The sequence below is a fragment of the Pantoea sp. X-Soil-ISGK-259 genome (assembly GCF_059730705.1).
In genome coordinates, this window is sequence record NZ_AP035987.1 from 95,718 (window position 1) to 113,710 (window position 17,993).

Sequence of the window (17,993 nt, forward strand, 5' to 3'; positions counted from 1 at the left end):
GTTGTTTCAAAGGCCACAGGGTGTGGCTTAGTTTCCCTGCGGAGCCGCAGGCGCAGAATCTGGCTGGACTTGATCGGGAGCGGGTGCGGCCGGAGGCAGAGGTTTACCCAGCGCCTGATACATCGCAACGATCTCCTGTTGCTGGGTCACAATGATCTCCTGCGCAATACGCCTGAGCTGCTCGTTTTTGCCGTATCGCAACTCAGCCACGGCCATATCCATGGCGCCCTGATGGTGCGGTGTCATCATGGCAACAAAGTCTTCATCAACATTGCCGGTAGGATCGATAGCCATGCGGGACATCATGGTGTCCATAGCCTGTTCATTTTCTTTCCAGAAGCCTTGCTCCTGGAGAACGGCAGGTGCATTGGCATTGGGGTGATCATGTGCGCCTGCACTCTGGCTCAAAACCAGCAGGCTGTTAGCAATCAGGAAACAGCGAAGAGTACGGTTCATAGCAAGCCCTTTACCGGATAGCAAAGGCCGGACTGGCCTTTCATTGGCCTATAAAAGCAAAGCCCTGTATCGGTACTGTTTCCCGGAGAAAGAGATTTGTATTTTTATGTAGCAGGATGACGGAATGTTTCTGGCCAAATGCCGCGCCCGTCATGATGGTGACGCAGGATCGATGAGGAAGGGAGATACACTCCGGTACAAAGCCCGCAACGCTAACGATATAACTGCGATAAGCTGACAGCGGTTTGCACACCCTCTGAAAATAAGGATTGCGCTGTGGAACATGTCGATCACATTTTGATCGTGGATGACGATCGTGAAATTCGTAGCCTGATTGCGGAATACCTGAAAAAGAACGGTCTGCGTACGACAGAGGTCGCCGACGGGCGGCAAATGCGTAGCTTTCTCGATAGCATGCCGGTTGATTTGATTGTGCTGGATGTGATGATGCCGGGCGATGACGGCCTTACCCTTTGTCGTGAACTGCGCAGTGGAAAACATAAAGGCACGCCAGTGCTGATGTTAACAGCGCGAAGCGAAGAGACTGACCGCATCATCGGGCTCGAAATGGGCGCCGATGATTATCTGGTCAAACCGTTCGTCCCGCGTGAACTGCTTGCCAGAATAAAAGCCGTCTTACGCCGTACGCGCATGATGCCGCCCAATCTTGTTATTTCAGAAGCGGCGCGAATTGTGGCATTTGGCGAATGGGTGCTGGATACCACGTCGCGTAACCTGGTGGACAAAGAAGGCGTGATGGTGGCACTCAGCGGCGCGGAGTATCGCCTGCTGCGGGTATTTGTTGATCATCCAAAACGTGTGCTTAATCGCGATCAGTTGCTGAATCTGACGCAGGGCCGAGACGCCGAGTTATTCGAGCGCTCCATTGATTTGCTGGTCAGCCGTTTGCGTCAACGCTTAAACGATGATGCCCGCGAACCTTTTTATATCAAAACGGTGCGCAGCGAGGGCTATGTATTTGCGATGCCGGTGGAACTGCGTGAGGCCAACGCGTGAAACGTCTGATGCAATGGTGGCCTAAACGCCTGGCCTCGCGGCTGATGCTGATCCTGCTGCTTGGGTTACTGCTGGCGAATGGATTAACTCTGGGACTGCTGCTGCTGGAGCGGGCGCAAAGTGCCAAAGCCATGATGATGGGCAATCTGGAATATGACGTGGCCACCAGCGTTGCGATTCTCGATCGCCTTCCTGCCAGTGAACGCGCTGCATGGGCAACACGTCTCGATCGCAGTAATCATCATTATCTGATGTACGCTACGCCATTGGGCCAGCCGCCAAAGACAAAACGCCTGCAGGACACGGCCAGCGCATTGACGCGGGCGCTTGGCCCGCGCTATCCCCTGAGCTTCAGCGTTAATCCTGATAACAGTGCTCAGATGATGGCGCATCTGCGTTTACGTGATGGCAGCCCGCTCAGCATTGATCTGGCCCCGCGTAATATGCCGTTTGCCCGCTGGCTGCCGATTGTACTCGTGGCGCAGTTTGTGCTGCTGTTTGGCTCCGCCTGGTTTGCGGTGCGCAGCGCGGTCAGGCCTCTGGCAGATCTGACAAGGGCTGCAGAACAGTTGCATCCCGATTCAAATAAAACGGTGCGCCTGTCGGAAGAGGGGCCGGTTGAAGTGCGCAATGCGGCACGGGCTTTTAATGCCATGCAGCAGCGAATGAGTGCCTATCTCAAAGAGCGCATGCAAATTCTTGCGGCGATCTCCCACGATCTGCAAACGCCGATAACACGTATCCGTCTACGTTCAGAAATGATGAGTGAGACAGACGTCAGGAGCAAACTGCTGCAGGATCTTGAGGAGATGACCCGGCTGATTCGCGAAGGCGTGGCCTATGCGCGCACCAGTGAAAGCAGCGATGAAAAACCGTGCCGCATACAGCCGCATGCTTTTATAGACAGCCTGGTCTGCGATTATCAGGACACGGGGCAGCAGGTAACGCTGCAGGGAAAACTTCACGGGTCGTTTAGTACCAGACCGCACGCGCTGCGCAGAACGCTCAGTAATCTGATCGATAATGCGCTGAAGTTCGCGGGCAGCGCAGAAGTGGTGGTGGAACAGGATGCAGGTCAGATCACTATAGCGGTGCTGGATCGCGGACCCGGCATCCCACCGGAAGAGATGTATGCGGTGATGCAGCCTTTTTATCGCATCGAGAACTCGCGTAACCGGGCCACCGGTGGAACCGGGCTGGGTTTAGCCATTGCCCAGCAGCTGGTGGCGTCATTAAGCGGTGAGCTGACACTGACGAACCGCCGACACGGCGGTTTGCGGGTGACGGTGACATTGCCGGATACCCTTCACTGATTTGTATCGCAGTGTGTAATAACGGCAAAGAGCGAAATTCCGGTACACTTTTCACCCCTGGTCGATATGTTACCGATACATTGCGATGGTGTAATTCTCACATCGGGCAGCAACAGTTTAGCGTTTGCTTCCCCTGGCGAATTCCACTTTCTGAGGTGACATATGAAAAACGTAAAAATGATTCTGGCCGCTGTAATTCTGGGCTCTGTTTCTGTATCCAGCTTTGCTGCAATGGAAACCACCATGCCACAAGGTAAGACCCTTATCGGTAGCGTCTCTGACAGCAGCGGCTCAACTACGCTTTCCGAATTAAAAGACAATCTGGCAGCAAAAGCGCAGGCGGCGGGAGCAAGCAGCTACCGTATCGTGGCGGCGGGAGGCAATAACGTCCTGTTTGGCACCGCTGATATTTACAAATAAACATGTTGATGCGCAGTAACGCAATTCAGTGGATATCAGCGCCGCGTTGCGCTTACTGCGCGAATCGTTTAATGCTATCCGCAATATGAGTTTTGAATCCTGCCCAGGCTATTTTTGGCCACCCTGTTTTTCATTTCTTCTCCACATTTAAACGCTTAAAGCCAGCCAACGCGCTCACCGGAACGGCTTCGGTAACGGGTCACCTTCATGACCAGCAGTAATGTCCGCATTTAATTCCCTGCATTACTTTTTTCCTTACATTGCTCTCCGAACAGGAGCCTTTACCCTATAAGCTGGGGAAATAAACAATCAGTTAACATTTGGATTGCGTGTCCTGGAGAATAATCTTATTAATATTAAGGCTTTATGCACACTGCGTTGCGTAGCACTTACAGAAACAAAATAAGGATATTTTATGACGACCAGACCTGCGGCTGAGGAATGTACGGAAACAGGATTATTCCGGACGCTGAAATCTTTTCCGGCGACAGTTCATGCGCTTCTCTTTTTTACGCTGGTTATACGCTTTAGTTATTTCATGGCATGGCCGTTTATCGCCGTCATCATGACGCAGAATTATCATATGTCGCCGATCGCCATTGGTGTGGCAATGACCAGCAGTGCGCTGTTCTCGGTGGTGCTCGGCATGTACGGCGGGCAGATTTCAGACAGGCTGGGGCGACGCGTTATTCTGCTGCTGGGCTGCGGGTTTTCAGCGCTGGGGTATAGTCTTCTGGCGCAGGCCGCCGGGATGGGGCTGTTTATTATTGGCCTGATGATTATCGGCGTCTCCTTTGCGTGGGTTGATCCGCCGCTGCGCGCATTGATGAGTGATTTGCTGGTGGATCGTCGTCGTCGTGCGCTTGCCCTGCAAATGCGCTATTACCTTATCAACGTCGCAGCGGTATTCGGCCCGCTGGTCGGAATTGCATTTGGCCTGACATCGCAAAAGGGCACCTTTTTAATAACCGGGCTTACCTATATTCCTTTTTTCGTTTATGTGCTGCTGTTTATCCCCGCAGGAAAACTTGTGAAGGAGCAGGATGGAGACAGGGTAACGGTTAAACTGCATCAGGTTATCGGTATCATCGCGAGGGATAACATTTATATTGCGGGGCTGCTGTGCAGCATTTTATGCAGTGTTGTTTTTATCCATTACGAAGCTATTCTGCCGCAGTATCTCCTGTTACTGAATGGCGACGCCGCCATTAAGCTGATTACCCTGATACTGGTGACAAATGCCTGCACCGTTCTGGTCTTCCAGACGTTCATCATGCGGTTTCTGGCTACCGTTTCCCTGCCGAAGCGCATTCTTCTCGGTGGGTTTATTTTCGCGCTATCTCAGATCTGCTTTTTTAGTACACGCTCAACGGAGATATGGCTTTGGCTTACTGTGACCAGTGTCTTTAGTGTGGGCGAAGCGATTATGATGCCAAATCTGAACATTTTACTTGATCAGCTGGCACCACCAGAGCATCGCGGTGCATATCTTGGCGCCTCAATGTTGTCGACGCTAGGGATCGCTGTCGGACCCTTGATCGGTGGGATAATGCTGGCGATGACCGGGGCGGGCGTTTTTATCTGTACTGCGTTGCTCAGCCTTTTACTCTGCGCAATCATCTACGCTTACAGAAACCGCATGCTCGCGCGCCTTAAGGATGCCTGATAGAAGGCGAGCAGGGCGCCGGGAATACGTGGCTTTCAGAGGCTACTGCAATTTAATAGTCTGCCGTAAGAGAAGCATGGAAACAGGGAATCCTAATTGCGCTTTATATCAAGATTCGCTCTTCAGCAGTGTCCCAACCTGAACGGTCACGCTGAGAATCAAGCCGCCTGGCCGATCATTAATCACTCTTTTGGCGGGAGGTCAGGAGACAGCATTGTGAATGACATCTTTCGGCATGAACGCCTGAGGAACCTGGCTTCCGCAGCTTGGCCATAACCCAGGCCGCCATAAAAGTGGGAATGGCAAAAATAATTAATGTTTCCTGATGACATGCCGATTAAGGAATTTGCCTTAACTGTTCAAACCTGCGATGGACAATGTGAGTTGTTAACAAATCTCCGACTTCACATGCACCATCGCGCAGGATTTCGTTTTTTCGGGGCTTCAGCCCCACAGGTGAGTATAGAAGTGCAGCTGTCATTGAATGAGAAGAATGGCGCTGCTGTACAAGGATTACCTTCAAGGAAATGGGATTAAAATGAAAAAAAGTACCGTTGCAGTGATGATGATGGCGACGCTGTCAGGCGGAGCCTGCGCAGATTCAGATCGGTTTTCACCGAATTTTTCTCCGGAAAGTTTTACTGTCTCGACGTCAGCCGGGATGCTGAGTGGCAAATCTCATGAGTTGGTTTACGACACAGAAACAGGCCGCAAAGTCAGCAAACTGGACTGGAAAATAAAGAATGTGGCTATTCTGAAAGGCGAACTATCCTGGGATGCATACTCATTTCTGACGCTGAATGCGCGAGGCTGGACTTCCCTGGCGTCCGGTTCCGGTCATATGGATGACTATGACTGGCTTGATGACAATCAGTCAGCCTGGACAGACCATTCATCTCATCCCCGCACGGATGTTAATTACGCCAACGAATACGATCTCAATGTTAAGGGCTGGGTGTTGCAAGGCGATAACTACAAGGCCGGGCTGACGGCTGGTTATCAGGAAACCCGCTTCAGCTGGACCGCCTTTGGTGGCTCATACAATTACGATAATGGCGCATCGACGGGTGATTTCCCGAGAGGTGAACGTGGCATTGGGTATAGCCAGCGTTTTTCAATGCCTTACGTTGGTCTTGCGGGACAGTATCGTATTAACGACTTCGAATTTAACGCATTGTTTAAATTCAGTGACTGGGTCCGTGCACACGATAACGACGAGCACTACATGCGCGATCTCACCTTTCGCGAGAAAGCGACTGATTCCCGGTACTACGGCGCATCAGTCGACGCAGGATATTATGTGACACCTGATGCCAAAATTTTTGCCGAATTTACTTACAGCAAATATGAAGAAGGCAAAGGCAGCACAGAGATCATTGACCGATTCTCCGGTGATTCAGCATCAATTGGTGGAGATGCCGCGGGTATCTCGAATAAAAACTACACGATCACCGCGGGTCTGCAATACCGATTCTGATTCGTCTCTGCACGCCATAAAGCGATTAAAAAGCTCTTTCGGGCTTTTTAATCGTCCTGATAATAAGGCCATCAGATAGAGAGTGCCTGCATGGCTTTTATGGCTAAAAATAGCTGGCTGAGTGAAATTTAAACTCACTTGGTCTGCGATTACGTTTAATTGCGCGATAAATAGAATTTTTTATAAATACCTTTAGTTTTTTATTCGCGGCAGGCGTCCAGAATCAGAATGTCAGGAAGATAAAATAAATGCATGCCATCACGAAATTTAAGAGAATAGTGTTAATATGCCCTGCTATTATCCTGGTGGGTTGTTCTACGCTTCTTCCCCTCGATTATAAAAATTACGAAGGTAAAGATGCAGCGACCGTAGTGGCCATAAATCCAAAAGGATTTGTGGGCACATTTTATCTTTCTGTCTATGAGAAGAAAGGCAGTTGTTATGACAGAACTGAGCGCTATCAACTTGAGTCAAATTTAATACCCTCTGCAGGTCACGTTATGACTGGCAAGGTAAAACCGGGCAGGCTCATGGCTCTTCAGCAGCTCAACACGATTAAAAGCGATTATGACGAAAAAGGAAAAAAAACTAAGCATCAGGAAACGTATTTACTCTCTCAATGGGTGCCATTTATCCCGCAGCCAGGAAAACACTACTTTATTGATACTGAATATGGTGTCCGGGAAATTTCGGCTGATTATGTCATCACGGTTAATTCAGATCGTGCCAAAATTGCTTCTGATTTTATAAAAAATCCTCAATATAACTGGGACGCCAGAAATCGTTGTCAACATCTTATCGGTGGAAGCTAATCAGAAAAAAGTCTGTGATTCTTTTACGTCAACGAAATGGTGAGTAATCAGCCTGTAGTATTACTATCCGAAAGGATAGAGCATTTCTGCACGCTTAACAGATAATATGGATAACCTTGAGATGACGCGTGTACATTTCGTTTTTCATACTGGTAATGACCCATTTTATCCCACCACAAATACTCTAAGCCACCAGGGGGCCAGAAGAGGAGCCTGATGTGTGTGCCAGGCGTTCAGGCACCTCATTGCCTCACTGAACCGAGAAAATGGCCATCTCGTAGCAGACTCAACGTTGCATATTCCGTCAGCGGATTCTGGCTTAAACAGGATTGTCGATTCAGGCAATTCCTGAGTGTTTAACTTTTTGGGAAAGTTAACAAGGCAGTTCCAGAAGTCTTCTGAACGACACATAGCAGCAAGTTAGAATTTAAAGCCCATAAAATCATAGAGATGAAATCGTTATGTTTTAACTTTTATAACGCTTTGATCTTCTTTTCACCTCAGATAACGCTGTCTTTTACCCTGATCTTCCCCGAATCGCCAAAAAGCTGCTAAACCTAAAAGCAGAGATACGCGTGTAAAGATTAGGGTTATCACCATTTCCCCGATTTCACTCCCGTCATAAAAATACCAATAAAAACCATCTTTTAGCCCACAACAATGGGAAGCAGACAATGTCGGAACAAATATCGCTAACAATGCAGGTCAATGGCCAGTCGCAGCAGATGCAGGTCGATCCGCGAGTCACCCTGCTCGATGCACTGCGCGAGCATCTGAACCTGACCGGCACTAAAAAAGGGTGCGACCAGGGACAATGCGGTGCCTGCACGGTGCTGATTAATGGTCAGCGGGTGCTGAGTTGCCTGACGCTGGCGGTCCAGGCAAATGGCGCTGAAGTCACCAGCATTGAAGGCCTGGCCTCTACCGAAGGTGAATTGCATCCGGTTCAGCGCTGCTTTATGGAAAATGATGCCTTCCAGTGTGGCTACTGCACGCCGGGCCAGATTATGTCCGCTGTCGCCTGTATCAAAGAGGGCCACGCCGGTTCAGATGATGAGATCCGTGAATATATGAGCGGCAATCTCTGCCGTTGCGGGGCTTATCCGCACATCGTCGATGCGATTAAACAGGCCGCTGCTGAGATGGCGAAGGAGTCCGCATGAATGAATTCAGCTGGAAAATCGCGCAGACGCCTCAGGACGCCGCATCCCTTAAACAGCAGTCAGGCAGTCAGTTGCTGGCGGGCGGCACCACGCAGCTCGATCTGATGAAGTGTGGCGTCTTCACGCCACCCCAGTTAATTGGTATCAGCGGATTAAGCGAGCTTAAAAATCTGCAGTTTGACGACGATAAAATTACGGCCGGTGCGCTGGTCACGATGAGTCAGTTGGCCGATCATCACGACTGCGAGCAGAATGCACCGGCAATCTACGGCAGCCTGTGGCAGGCTGCGTCTCCTCAGATTCGTAATATGGCGACGCTGGGCGGCAATTTACGTCAGCGTACCCGTTGCGCCTATTACCGCGATCCGGCGACCTTTACTGCCTGTAACAAACGCAATCCGGGTTCTGGCTGTGCCGCACTGGATGGCGTTAACAGCAATCATGCCATTCTGGGTGCCAGCGACAGTTGCATTGCGGTTTATCCCGGCGATCTGGCGGTCGCATTGGTGGCATTTGACGCCATTGTGGTCCTGCAGAATCAGCAGGGCGAAACCCGCCGCATCGCAATGGATGATTTCTTCCTGCTGCCAGGTGACACGCCTGATCGTGAGCACGATCTGCGTGATGACGAAATTATTGTGGCGATTGAAGTGCCGCAAACCGACTCTCTCCGGCACTCTCACTACCTTAAAGTCCGCGACCGCAGCTCCTATGAGTTTGCTGCAGCCAGTGCCGCCGCAGGCTTTACGCTGGAGAACGGCGTGATGCGTCAGGTGCATATCGCACTGGGCGGCGTGGCGACCAAACCCTGGCGCGTCAGGTCCGTGGAGCAGGCACTGGAAGGCCAGCCGTTTAATGAAGAGACAGTGTTCCGGGCCGCAGAACTGATTACCCAGGAAGCGCAGGCGCTGGCACATAACGCCTATAAAGCAAAACTGGCGCCGCGTGTCATTGCACGCGCGCTGATGGCAGCAGGAGAAATCGCATGAGTGACGTAAACGACCACGCGCCTCAGGATGCAGTGAAGGCGAACTCAGCTGCAGACAACCCGATTGAAGGGCTGGGCGCCGCTCGCACGCGGGGCGACGGCAAAGTGAAAGTCACTGGTGAAGCGCGTTATGCGGTTGAACATCAGCCGGAAAATCCGCTTTATGGCGTGGTGATCCAGTCTACCGTTGCCAGCGGTCGTATCAGCCGCATGTCAACCGACAAGGCGCAGCAGGCGTCGGGTGTGGTGGCGGTTTATACCCATCTGAACAGCCTGAAGATCAACAAACCTACTGCCATTGCAGATGGGGGCGCGGCGCAGTCAACCTACACCCCGATTCAGGACGATGTGATTATTCACAACGGGCAGAATATCGGTCTGGTGGTGGCAGAGACCTTCGAGCAGGCGACCTATGCCGCCTCGCTGGTTGAAATTGAGTATGAAACCTCACCCGCGCTGATTTTTGCAACTGATGAGGGCGTTGAGCCGAAACCGGTCTCGAAGCAGGATATCAACATGGGCGATGCGCAGGCAGCGATGCAACAGGCTGAGGTGCGTCTGAGTCAGCGCTACACCACGCCGCGCGAATATAATATGCCAATGGAACCGCACGCCTGTGTGGCGCAGTGGCAGGATGGACGGATCACTGTCTGGGAGCCAAGCCAGTGGGTCGCGGGCGCACAGGTGGAGATCGCCGAGTGGCTGGGCATTGAGGTTGAAGACGTGCGCATCATCTCGCCTTATGTCGGCGGCGGATTTGGTTCAAAGCCAGTGCCCTATACCCACGTCGCGCTGGCGAGTGTGGCGTCGCGGGCGCTTAACCGCCCGATCAAGGTGTCGCTGACCCGTCCGCAGACCTTTACGGGTCTCGGCGGACGTGCTGCTACTTCTCAGCAGCTGGAGCTGGGTGCCTCGCGTGACGGCAAAATCCAGGCGATTATCCAGCGCAGCTTCAGTGAAACGTCACTGATCGACGAATTTGCCGAGAACTGCAGCAAAGTTACAGCGCGTATGTATGCGGTGGAGAACGTCTCCACTCAACATCAGATCAGGCCGATCAACACCGTTACACCGGGATGGATGCGCGCGCCAGGCGAAAACCCCAGCGCCTTTGGACTGGAAGTGGCGATGGATGAGATGGCTTATGCCCTGAACATCGATCCGCTGGAACTGCGTCTGCGCAACTGGGCAGACAAAGATTATCAGCTCGATCTGCCGTGGAGTTCACGCCGACTGAAAGAAGCCTATCAGAAAGGGGCTGAAGCCTTTGGCTGGGACCAGCGGATTATGACGCCGCGTTCAATGCGTGAGGGGCGTGAGCTGATTGGCTGGGGTATGGCCTCCGGCACCTATCCGGTCAATAAGCTGCCCGCAGAAGCGAAAATCATCCTGACGCCGCAGGGCAAATTTGTGGTGCAGTGCGGTGGTGCGGATATCGGCACCGGAACCTATACCATTCTGGCGCAGACTGCTGCCGACATTCTGGGCGTGGCCTCCAGTACCATTGAGGTGCAACTGGGAGATACCGAGTTGCCGCGTACAGGCGTAGCGGGCGGTTCGCAGCTGGCCGGCAACGTGACTGCCGCAGTGGACGACACCGCTAAACGCATGCGCGACCAGTTACTGAAGCTGGCAAGCGAGCTGGCTCAGTCGCCGCTGAAAGGGACACCGGCTTCTCAGCTCACCCTGAAAGGCGACGGCGTGCAGCATACTCAGCACAGCAACCTGGCCGTCTCATTCGCGCAGCTGGCGAGCCTGGCACCGTCGGAGAGTCTCACGGTGAAAGGCGGGACCTTCCCGGATGATATGTCAGAAAGTGAGCGCGATAAGATGGTCCGCAACCTCAATGATGGTACCCGTCCTGAAAAATTCTCTGCCCACAGCTGGAGCGCGCATTTTGTTGAAGTGCGGGTTGATGAAGACTTTGGCACGATTCGGGTAAAACGGATGGTCGCGGCACTCGACAGCGGTCGTCTCTACAACCCTAAACTGGCGCGCAGTCAGTGGATTGGCGGCATGATCATGGGTGTCGGCCAGGCGCTGATGGAAGAGGGCATTGTCGATCCGCGTAATGGCCGGGTAATCAATAATAACCTGGCGGATTATCTGGTGCCGGTCAATGGCGATATTCCTGACATTACCACCATCAATGTGGGCGAGCCCGATTTCGAGGCGACTACGATGGGCGGTAAACCCGTGGGTGAACTGGGTATCGTCGGCGTGGCGGCAGCGATCAGTAATGCGGTGTTCCATGCCACTGGCAAGCGCGTTCGCGACCTGCCGATTACGCTCGACAAAATTATCTGAGCCTGATTCTGACCGGCTGACAGCCGGTCGAATTGTCATTTTACGGGCGTGGGCTGGAGCCTGCGCCCGTTTTGCACGCTGAGCGGAGAAAGAGAGTGAGGATAGCGCTGGTCGTACTGGCCGCCGGGCTGAGTCGCCGTTTTCGCCAGCAGGCAGGCGAGCATAAGCTTCTGGCTGATCTGGAAGGCAAACCGGTGTTGCAACATACACTGGAGCAGGCCGCTGCCAGCGGGCTTGACCTGTTCGTCGTCACGCGCCCCGACGCATCGGCAATTCACACGCTCTGCACGCAGGCAACTTTAGTGCTGTGTAACAGCGGCGGACTGGGCGAATCGATCGCTGCCGGTGTTCACGCCAGCCGCGACTACGACGGCTGGCTGATTGCGCTGGGTGATATGCCATTTGTCACGGCGGAAAGCTATCGCGCCGTCAGCGCCGCGCTGGGGGATGCGATGATCGTCAGGCCGTGGATTGAGGGCAGGCCAGGCCATCCGGTCGGTTTTCAGCAGCAATGCTATCCCATGCTGAGCGTGTTGCAGGGCGATGCCGGTCCGCAGGCGATGGTGAAGTCACAGGCGGTCAGGCTGCCACTTCAGGATCGCGGTTGCCTGTGCGATATCGATCTCCCCGCTGATCTGCAGTTAATAAAGGAATTTTCATGATAACGCTGGATCAACGCGTGATTAATGCGGCATTGAGTAGTTGCCAGGCAGGTCAGAATGTCTGGCTCTGTACGGTGCTGCGTACCTATGGCTCTTCGCCGCGCGCGCCGGGCACGCTGATGGCAGTCAATGAAGCCGGAGCGTACTGCGGCTCACTGTCGGGCGGCTGCATAGAAGAGGATTTTCTGGCGCAACTGGCGGCGGGTGCTTATCGAGCCAGCAGTCAGCGTGTGCGCTATGGTGAGGGCGGAATTCGGCCTGACGTTAATTTGCCGTGCGGCGGTAGTCTGGAGATCGCCATTGAATATTTGCCGCCTGATGACGCTACGCTGGCATTGCTGAAGGCAATGCAACGCGCATTGAGCGGGCAACAGCCGATGGTGAAAATGATACGGCCTGGTGAACGCGCACAATGGGAAGTTATCGCCAGCGATCGTGTGCTGCCTGAGCTGGATGCCAGCGAGGCGCAGATGTTGCTGCCTGTTGGCGCGATACCGGAATTGCTGATCGCGGGCTACTCAACCGTAGCCTATGAGTGCATCCGGCTTGGGCAGATCCTGGGTTTTCATGTGCGGGTCTGTGAGCACCGCCCGGAGATGCTCTCAGAGCTGGAGAGCCACTTCAGCGGCGCGGACAACGTGACGCTGGTGTCACAGCATCCGGCGCGCTGGCTGGAGCTGAACGGGGCGCACGCTGCGGTGGCGATTGTGGCACTGACCCACGATCCGCGCATTGATGACCTGACGATGATGGAAGCGATTGCCACACCCGCGTTCTATATCGGTATTATGGGCTCGGTGAAAAACAGCGAGAAACGGCGCGCGCGACTCCAGCAGATCGCCGGTCTGGATCGGACGGAACTGGACCGCATCCATGCGCCCATTGGTCTGCCCATCGGCAGCAAAACGCCGGCGGAAATTGCGTTGTCGGTGATGGCAGATATCGTTCGGGTAAAAAATCGCGGACTGTCAGCGGCCTGATTCCGGTTTCACTTCGGGTGCCAGTCTGTAGAGGTAGCTGCCCGAATAGGGGATTGGCAGGAAATCACGGAACAGCTGCCGTAGTGTCTGTTCAGGATCGACGTCATGAAACAGCTGCGGGTAGAGCGTGGTCGCAAAGAATTCGGTTGCTACTACGTGCCAGGGACTGAGGTAAAAGTTGTGCCAGATAGCACCGGCATGACCGTCGCGCAGTGCGGTGAGCTGCTTCAGGGCATTCTGCTTACCTGTCAGTGCCAGCAGGCTCTGTCGGGTCTGCGCTGCGGTGACAGCGGGGCCAAGTTTTAACGCACCCACTTCATCTGCGCTGCCAGTGCCGGTAGCAAAGTAGTAATCCGGCTGAGCAGCGATCACACTTTCCTCACTCAGCCGCCCGAACACACTTTTGATCTGCTCACTGGCTATATTTTTGCCACCCGCAAACGTCAGAAGCTCACCCAGATTGCCGTTTACCGAGGTGACACAACATTCACTGCGCCGTCCCAGGTGCAACTGCAACAGCACGGATGGCTTCGGGCCGTGATAACCCGCCAGACGACTCGCAATGCGCTGCATGTGGCTGCGGTAGAAGCGATTAAAGTCAGCCGCACGCTGGGGTTGATTCAGTACTTCGCCCAGTAGCATGATGCTGCGCTCAGTATTTTTTAGCAAATCAACCCGCAGATCGATCTTCACCACCGGGATATTCGCCGCCGCGAGCATTTTCTCCAGTACCAGGCCGCTTTCACTGCCGCGTGCCAGCTGTGGCAGGATGACCACGTCAGGCTTTAGCGCGATAACCTGTTCGGGATTCATGTCATTAACGCCATCCAGGCCCAGTACCGGAATAGCGTCCATCTGCGGGAACCGGCGGGCAAAAATCTGCCAGGTCTGAGGATCATACTTTTTCAGATCCTGCGGCCAGCCAGCGATATTTTGCAGAGGATTGCCGGGTGTCAGCAGCGCAACGCTGTAGAGCATCCGGCTTTCACCCAGCACAATACGCTGCGGATGGTCAGGAATGGTGACCTGGCGACCGGTAATATCGGTCAGCGTGCGGGCGTGTACGCCCGCGCTGACCAGCATCACGCCGAGCATCAGCAATGCAGAACGAAGTGATTTAAAATTCAACACGGGCCTGTACCATCAGATTGCGGGTTTCGCCTTCACGGACGCGCAGATTGCCGCCGCTTGAGGTGTAATAGTGCTGGTTAAACAGGTTATTAATGTTCAGACGCAGCTCCGTTTTTTCGCCGAACAGGCGGTTTTTCCATGCGACGAAGCTGTCAGCCACTACGTAGTCGGGCAGGGTGAAGCTGTTGTCGGGATCGCCTGCACGACTGCCGACATATCGCGCACCGCCGCCGAGCCGCAGCGAGCCGGGCAGGCCGCTGACCTGCATTTCATGACTCAGGTAAAGCGCACCGGCATGACGCGGGGCATTCTGCAGACGGTTACCGTTGTTATCCGGATTAACCCGGTCACTGACAATTTCTGCCTGATCATAGCTGTAGTTCGCACTCAAATCCCAGCCAGGCGCAATTTCGCCATTCAGCTCAAACTCAGCACCGGTCGAACGGGCTTTATCAATGGCTCGCGTGCTGCCATTAATATTCAGCGACATCGACCTTTCATCGATACGGTAGAGCGCCACGGTGGCGAGGAGTTTCGGCGACAGCTGCCATTTGCTGCCCACTTCCCAGCTGGTTCCCTGCTCAGGTTTGCCGACGTTACCCTCATCATCCACATCCGTTGAAGGCGTGAAAGATTTGCTGACGCTGGTGTAGAAAGAGAGGTCAGGCGTAAGTTTGTAGATGACTCCCGCCTGCGGCAGAAACTTATTGCCCTCATCGTTCAGGGTTTCAATCTCCGGATTGAAGCCACGAGAGGCACGCTGCTCATAATGCTGATAACGACCACCCAGTACCACAATCCAGTCTTGTGTCAGTGAAATGCTGTCTTTAGCGTAGAGCGACCGGCTATGGATACGGTTCAGGTTATTAGCCGCAGCGGTGTTCTCTGTGCTGGCGTCTGTGACCGGCGACAGCATGTCATAGTCGGGATTGAAGTAATTGAACTGGCGATTGACCTTGCCCTGATACTGATGAGCACGATAAGTCTGGTTCATCTCATAGTCGGTGCCCGCCACCAGCGCGTGCTGCATCCCCAGGATTTCAGGGTTGCCCATCAGATCCCAGCTTACATATTTGGTTTTGTGGTTAAACCCGCGATTAGCATCGGCGCGACGTGTGACCACGCCGCTGGTGGCGTTCACCGCCGTTACGCGCACTTCATTATTATCATATTGCCGCTGGTTCCAGCCAAGCGTTAACCGGGTGCGCCACTCATCATTAAACTGCCAGTCATAATGGGCATTCAGGGTTCTGTTATGGCCCCAGGCATGGTTAGCTTTATCATCCAGACGATCTTTGTAGCCAATATCAATCGGCTTGCCGTCGATAAACGCGGTGCCGCGATCGTAAGGAATGTCATAGCGATAGTCTGCATAGCTGATCAGAAAGCTGGCCTGCTCGCCGAACCACTGCAGCGATGGCGCAAGTAGTGTGTGCTCTTCACTGCCAAAGTTGCGCCAGTAGTCCTGATTCTGCTTTTCGGCGATTAGCCGGAAGGCAAAACCGTTGCCCAGCGGGCCTGTGACATCCACCGTGCCAGCACCGCCACCCTCACTGGCATACCGTCCGGTGACGCTGGAGTGCCAGTTATACTGCGGCTTTTTACTGACCACATTGATAACGCCACCCGGATTCTGAATGCCATACAGCAGGGAAGAGGAACCTTTCAGCACCTCAACCCTTTCAGTCGTCGCATCAAAATTGAGACCCTGGCTGCTGCGGATACCATCCCGGTAAATCGACCCATCGGCGTTGCTGCCAAAACCGCGCCGTACAAAGCCATCTTCGGTGCCTGCCAGCGTGTTCGCCTCCGAGACGCCACTGACAAAGCGCATCGCATCTGCCAGTGAGCTGGCCTGAAAATCCTCCAGTTGCTGCTGCGTGACCACGCTGACCGACTGCACCTCATCGAGTCGCGCGGTGGGCATTTTGCTGGCAACGCTGGTCTCGCTGGCGCTGTAATTTCCCTCTGGACTGGCATCCGCGGTCACGGTCATATCCGGTGCGCTGTCGGTTGCTGCACTGACCTGTGGCAGCATAATGCTGCCGAAAATCGCCATGACCAGAGCAGGGTGTCGGGCCGGATATCGTGTGTCTTTGTTTTTCATTTTTTTTCGTGTCTGTTACTGGCAGTTTCTGAAGCTAATACGCCCTGATGGCTGTCGGTCATGCAGGGCTTCCCTGGAGGTGGTCTGCAATATGCAGCGCTTTAAGCAGAGGAGAAGCACATCAGCGTTCAGACATCATGACGTTGCCCGGACGACAACACTTCTCATCTGTAATTGAGAATCATTCAAACATCAGGTAATGTAGTAGTAAACAAAATTTGAAGAGTTTTTACTACATTTTTATCGCGTCACTTTTTATAAAAAAACAGTTCAGATATGATTTTATATCATTGATAATAATGATTATTTATTCGTTATGGGATGTAGGAGTAGTGTTTAAACCCTGGCTTTTTCAGGTGAAATCTAAAGCGTAATGAGGCTTTCACTACATTTTTGAGGCCTGAAATTGTCACGCCCGGATCAGGCCGGGAGTGAGCATTACAGATTTGTAAGGTCAGCAGCAGGAGCAGCATGAAACAGAACAGACCCGTTAAAAACAGAGTGGATGTGGTCGCTGAACGCCTTCGTGCCCGCGAAAAACAGCTTTCTCCGCGTCTGCTGGCCGTAGCGCGCTATATCGATCAACAGCGGGAAACGGTACTGGAGAGCACCGCGCTTGAGATCGCCGTAGCGAATCACACCTCTGATGCCACTGTGATCCGCGCTATTCAGGCTCTGGGTTTTAGCGGTCTGCGCGACCTCAAACAGACGCTTAAGGCCTGGTTTGGTCCCTCGCTGACTTCAGAAGATAAGATGATCACCACCGTCAGTGAGGTGACCAGCGATGTGAACAGCGCCATCGACTTTGTGCTGGATGGTCATCGTTATGCCTGTGAGGTGCTGTCGCAACCGCATAATCGGGTGGCGGTAGCGGATGCCGTCGCGCTGCTGGGCGAAGCGCGGGAAGTCGCTATCTTTGGCATTAATGCCTCGGGGATTCTTGCGGACTACAGCGTGCGGCTGCTAAACCGTATTGGTCTCCCCGCCTTCTCCCTGAATCGCGCCGGTATTGCACTGGCAGAACAAATGCTGGCGCTTCAGCGCGGCGATGTGCTGGTGATGATGGCCCAGCAGTCTGCACACCGCGAAGGCACGGCCGTGGTGCGAGAAGCAAAGCGGCTGGACATCCCGGTTATTCTGCTGACTAATGCCACCGACTCCTTTTTTGCGAGAGAAGCGGATGTAGTGATCAATGTGCCCCGTGGCGGTGAGAAGGGACGCATTCCCCTGCACGGCACGATTATGGTTTGCCTGGAGATGCTAATCCTGTCGGTGGCTTCCACGCTGCCGCAGCGCACGGTGAAAACTATGAAGCGTTTACAGGATCTCAATCGCGGGTTGAAACCCGTCAGCAAAAAGTAGTCATCATTACTGAGCCGAAGCGGTATGCCTTTCAGGTTAACCGGATTTTCCGGCTCATCTTTAAGCCAAATTTTTCGGCTTTGCGACCGCGATCGCGTCTTTTCTGCCGCCCATTTTCTGAGACGACTACGC

At 53.5% G+C, this 17,993-nt stretch carries 15 protein-coding genes; 12 read left to right on the forward strand and 3 right to left on the reverse strand.

From position 1 onward, the window contains the following. Positions 1–27: 27 nt before the first annotated feature. The gene (locus tag AC6I77_RS19650) at positions 28–456 is read right to left on the reverse strand and encodes a DUF305 domain-containing protein (protein ID WP_003848113.1); all 429 of its coding nucleotides are present in this window, start codon (positions 454–456) and stop codon (positions 28–30) included. A 276-nt stretch (positions 457–732) separates the two neighbouring features. Between AC6I77_RS19650 and AC6I77_RS19655 the strand changes: the two genes are divergently transcribed. The 11 genes from AC6I77_RS19655 (at position 733) to AC6I77_RS19705 (ending at position 13,261) form a co-directional block, all read left to right on the forward strand. Continuing rightward, on the forward strand, positions 733–1,473 hold the full coding sequence (locus AC6I77_RS19655; protein ID WP_375150391.1) for a response regulator: 741 nt from the start codon (positions 733–735) through the stop codon (positions 1,471–1,473). Next, a complete protein-coding gene (locus tag AC6I77_RS19660; RefSeq protein ID WP_003848117.1) occupies positions 1,470–2,786 on the forward strand; it encodes an ATP-binding protein in 1,317 nt (438 codons plus the stop codon). The genes AC6I77_RS19655 and AC6I77_RS19660 overlap by 4 nt, the downstream gene beginning before the upstream one ends. Before the next feature lie 162 nt (positions 2,787–2,948). Beyond that, positions 2,949–3,206, forward strand: a complete 258-nt coding sequence (gene bhsA / locus AC6I77_RS19665; RefSeq protein WP_003848120.1) for a multiple stress resistance protein BhsA — start codon at positions 2,949–2,951, stop codon at positions 3,204–3,206. A 415-nt stretch (positions 3,207–3,621) separates the two neighbouring features. Further along, complete coding sequence (locus AC6I77_RS19670; RefSeq protein WP_497817240.1) at positions 3,622–4,872, forward strand: MFS transporter; 1,251 nt, start codon at positions 3,622–3,624, stop codon at positions 4,870–4,872. A 538-nt stretch (positions 4,873–5,410) separates the two neighbouring features. Next, on the forward strand, positions 5,411–6,349 hold the full coding sequence (locus AC6I77_RS19675; RefSeq protein ID WP_003848125.1) for an omptin family outer membrane protease: 939 nt from the start codon (positions 5,411–5,413) through the stop codon (positions 6,347–6,349). 248 nt (positions 6,350–6,597) lie between these two features. Beyond that, positions 6,598–7,161: a hypothetical protein gene (locus AC6I77_RS19680; RefSeq protein ID WP_039661620.1), complete on the forward strand. Its 564-nt coding sequence runs from the start codon at positions 6,598–6,600 to the stop codon at positions 7,159–7,161. Between the two features lie 674 nt (positions 7,162–7,835). Next, complete coding sequence (locus AC6I77_RS19685) at positions 7,836–8,324, forward strand: (2Fe-2S)-binding protein (protein ID WP_008924558.1); 489 nt, start codon at positions 7,836–7,838, stop codon at positions 8,322–8,324. Further along, entirely contained in the window at positions 8,321–9,313 is a 993-nt protein-coding gene (locus AC6I77_RS19690; RefSeq protein ID WP_003848134.1) for an FAD binding domain-containing protein, read from the forward strand. Before AC6I77_RS19685 ends, AC6I77_RS19690 begins: the two co-directional genes overlap by 4 nt. Continuing rightward, the gene (locus AC6I77_RS19695; protein WP_497817241.1) at positions 9,310–11,619 is read left to right on the forward strand and encodes a xanthine dehydrogenase family protein molybdopterin-binding subunit; all 2,310 of its coding nucleotides are present in this window, start codon (positions 9,310–9,312) and stop codon (positions 11,617–11,619) included. Before AC6I77_RS19690 ends, AC6I77_RS19695 begins: the two co-directional genes overlap by 4 nt. A 95-nt stretch (positions 11,620–11,714) precedes the next feature. Continuing rightward, positions 11,715–12,281, forward strand: a complete 567-nt coding sequence (locus tag AC6I77_RS19700) for a nucleotidyltransferase family protein (RefSeq protein WP_497817242.1) — start codon at positions 11,715–11,717, stop codon at positions 12,279–12,281. Further along, positions 12,278–13,261, forward strand: a complete 984-nt coding sequence (locus AC6I77_RS19705) for an XdhC family protein (protein WP_003848140.1) — start codon at positions 12,278–12,280, stop codon at positions 13,259–13,261. The genes AC6I77_RS19700 and AC6I77_RS19705 overlap by 4 nt, the downstream gene beginning before the upstream one ends. Here the strand turns inward: AC6I77_RS19705 and AC6I77_RS19710 are convergent. After that, entirely contained in the window at positions 13,250–14,344 is a 1,095-nt protein-coding gene (locus tag AC6I77_RS19710; RefSeq protein ID WP_497817344.1) for an ABC transporter substrate-binding protein, read from the reverse strand. The two genes, AC6I77_RS19705 and AC6I77_RS19710, sit on opposite strands and share 12 nt — an antisense overlap. Before the next feature lie 34 nt (positions 14,345–14,378). After that, positions 14,379–16,499 (reverse strand): TonB-dependent siderophore receptor, encoded by a 2,121-nt coding sequence (locus tag AC6I77_RS19715; protein ID WP_497817243.1) that lies wholly within the window; start codon positions 16,497–16,499, stop codon positions 14,379–14,381. Between the two features lie 471 nt (positions 16,500–16,970). Between AC6I77_RS19715 and AC6I77_RS19720 the strand changes: the two genes are divergently transcribed. Beyond that, positions 16,971–17,861, forward strand: a complete 891-nt coding sequence (locus AC6I77_RS19720; RefSeq protein WP_003848148.1) for a MurR/RpiR family transcriptional regulator — start codon at positions 16,971–16,973, stop codon at positions 17,859–17,861. The last annotated feature ends 132 nt before the right edge of the window (positions 17,862–17,993 follow it).

What these genes read in the sequence shown, in the direction of transcription:
- AC6I77_RS19650 (WP_003848113.1), bottom strand. Translation starts at nt 456, where the DNA reads ATGAACCGTACTCTTCGCTGTTTCCTGATTGCTAACAGCCTGCTGGTT.
- bhsA (WP_003848120.1), top strand. Translation starts at nt 2,949, where the DNA reads ATGAAAAACGTAAAAATGATTCTGGCCGCTGTAATTCTGGGCTCTGTT.
- AC6I77_RS19670 (WP_497817240.1), top strand. Translation starts at nt 3,622, where the DNA reads ATGACGACCAGACCTGCGGCTGAGGAATGTACGGAAACAGGATTATTC.
- AC6I77_RS19675 (WP_003848125.1), top strand. Translation starts at nt 5,411, where the DNA reads ATGAAAAAAAGTACCGTTGCAGTGATGATGATGGCGACGCTGTCAGGC.
- AC6I77_RS19680 (WP_039661620.1), top strand. Translation starts at nt 6,598, where the DNA reads ATGCATGCCATCACGAAATTTAAGAGAATAGTGTTAATATGCCCTGCT.
- AC6I77_RS19685 (WP_008924558.1), top strand. Translation starts at nt 7,836, where the DNA reads ATGTCGGAACAAATATCGCTAACAATGCAGGTCAATGGCCAGTCGCAG.
- AC6I77_RS19690 (WP_003848134.1), top strand. Translation starts at nt 8,321, where the DNA reads ATGAATGAATTCAGCTGGAAAATCGCGCAGACGCCTCAGGACGCCGCA.
- AC6I77_RS19695 (WP_497817241.1), top strand. Translation starts at nt 9,310, where the DNA reads ATGAGTGACGTAAACGACCACGCGCCTCAGGATGCAGTGAAGGCGAAC.
- AC6I77_RS19705 (WP_003848140.1), top strand. Translation starts at nt 12,278, where the DNA reads ATGATAACGCTGGATCAACGCGTGATTAATGCGGCATTGAGTAGTTGC.
- AC6I77_RS19710 (WP_497817344.1), bottom strand. Translation starts at nt 14,344, where the DNA reads ATGCTGGTCAGCGCGGGCGTACACGCCCGCACGCTGACCGATATTACC.
- AC6I77_RS19715 (WP_497817243.1), bottom strand. Translation starts at nt 16,499, where the DNA reads ATGAAAAACAAAGACACACGATATCCGGCCCGACACCCTGCTCTGGTC.
- AC6I77_RS19720 (WP_003848148.1), top strand. Translation starts at nt 16,971, where the DNA reads ATGAAACAGAACAGACCCGTTAAAAACAGAGTGGATGTGGTCGCTGAA.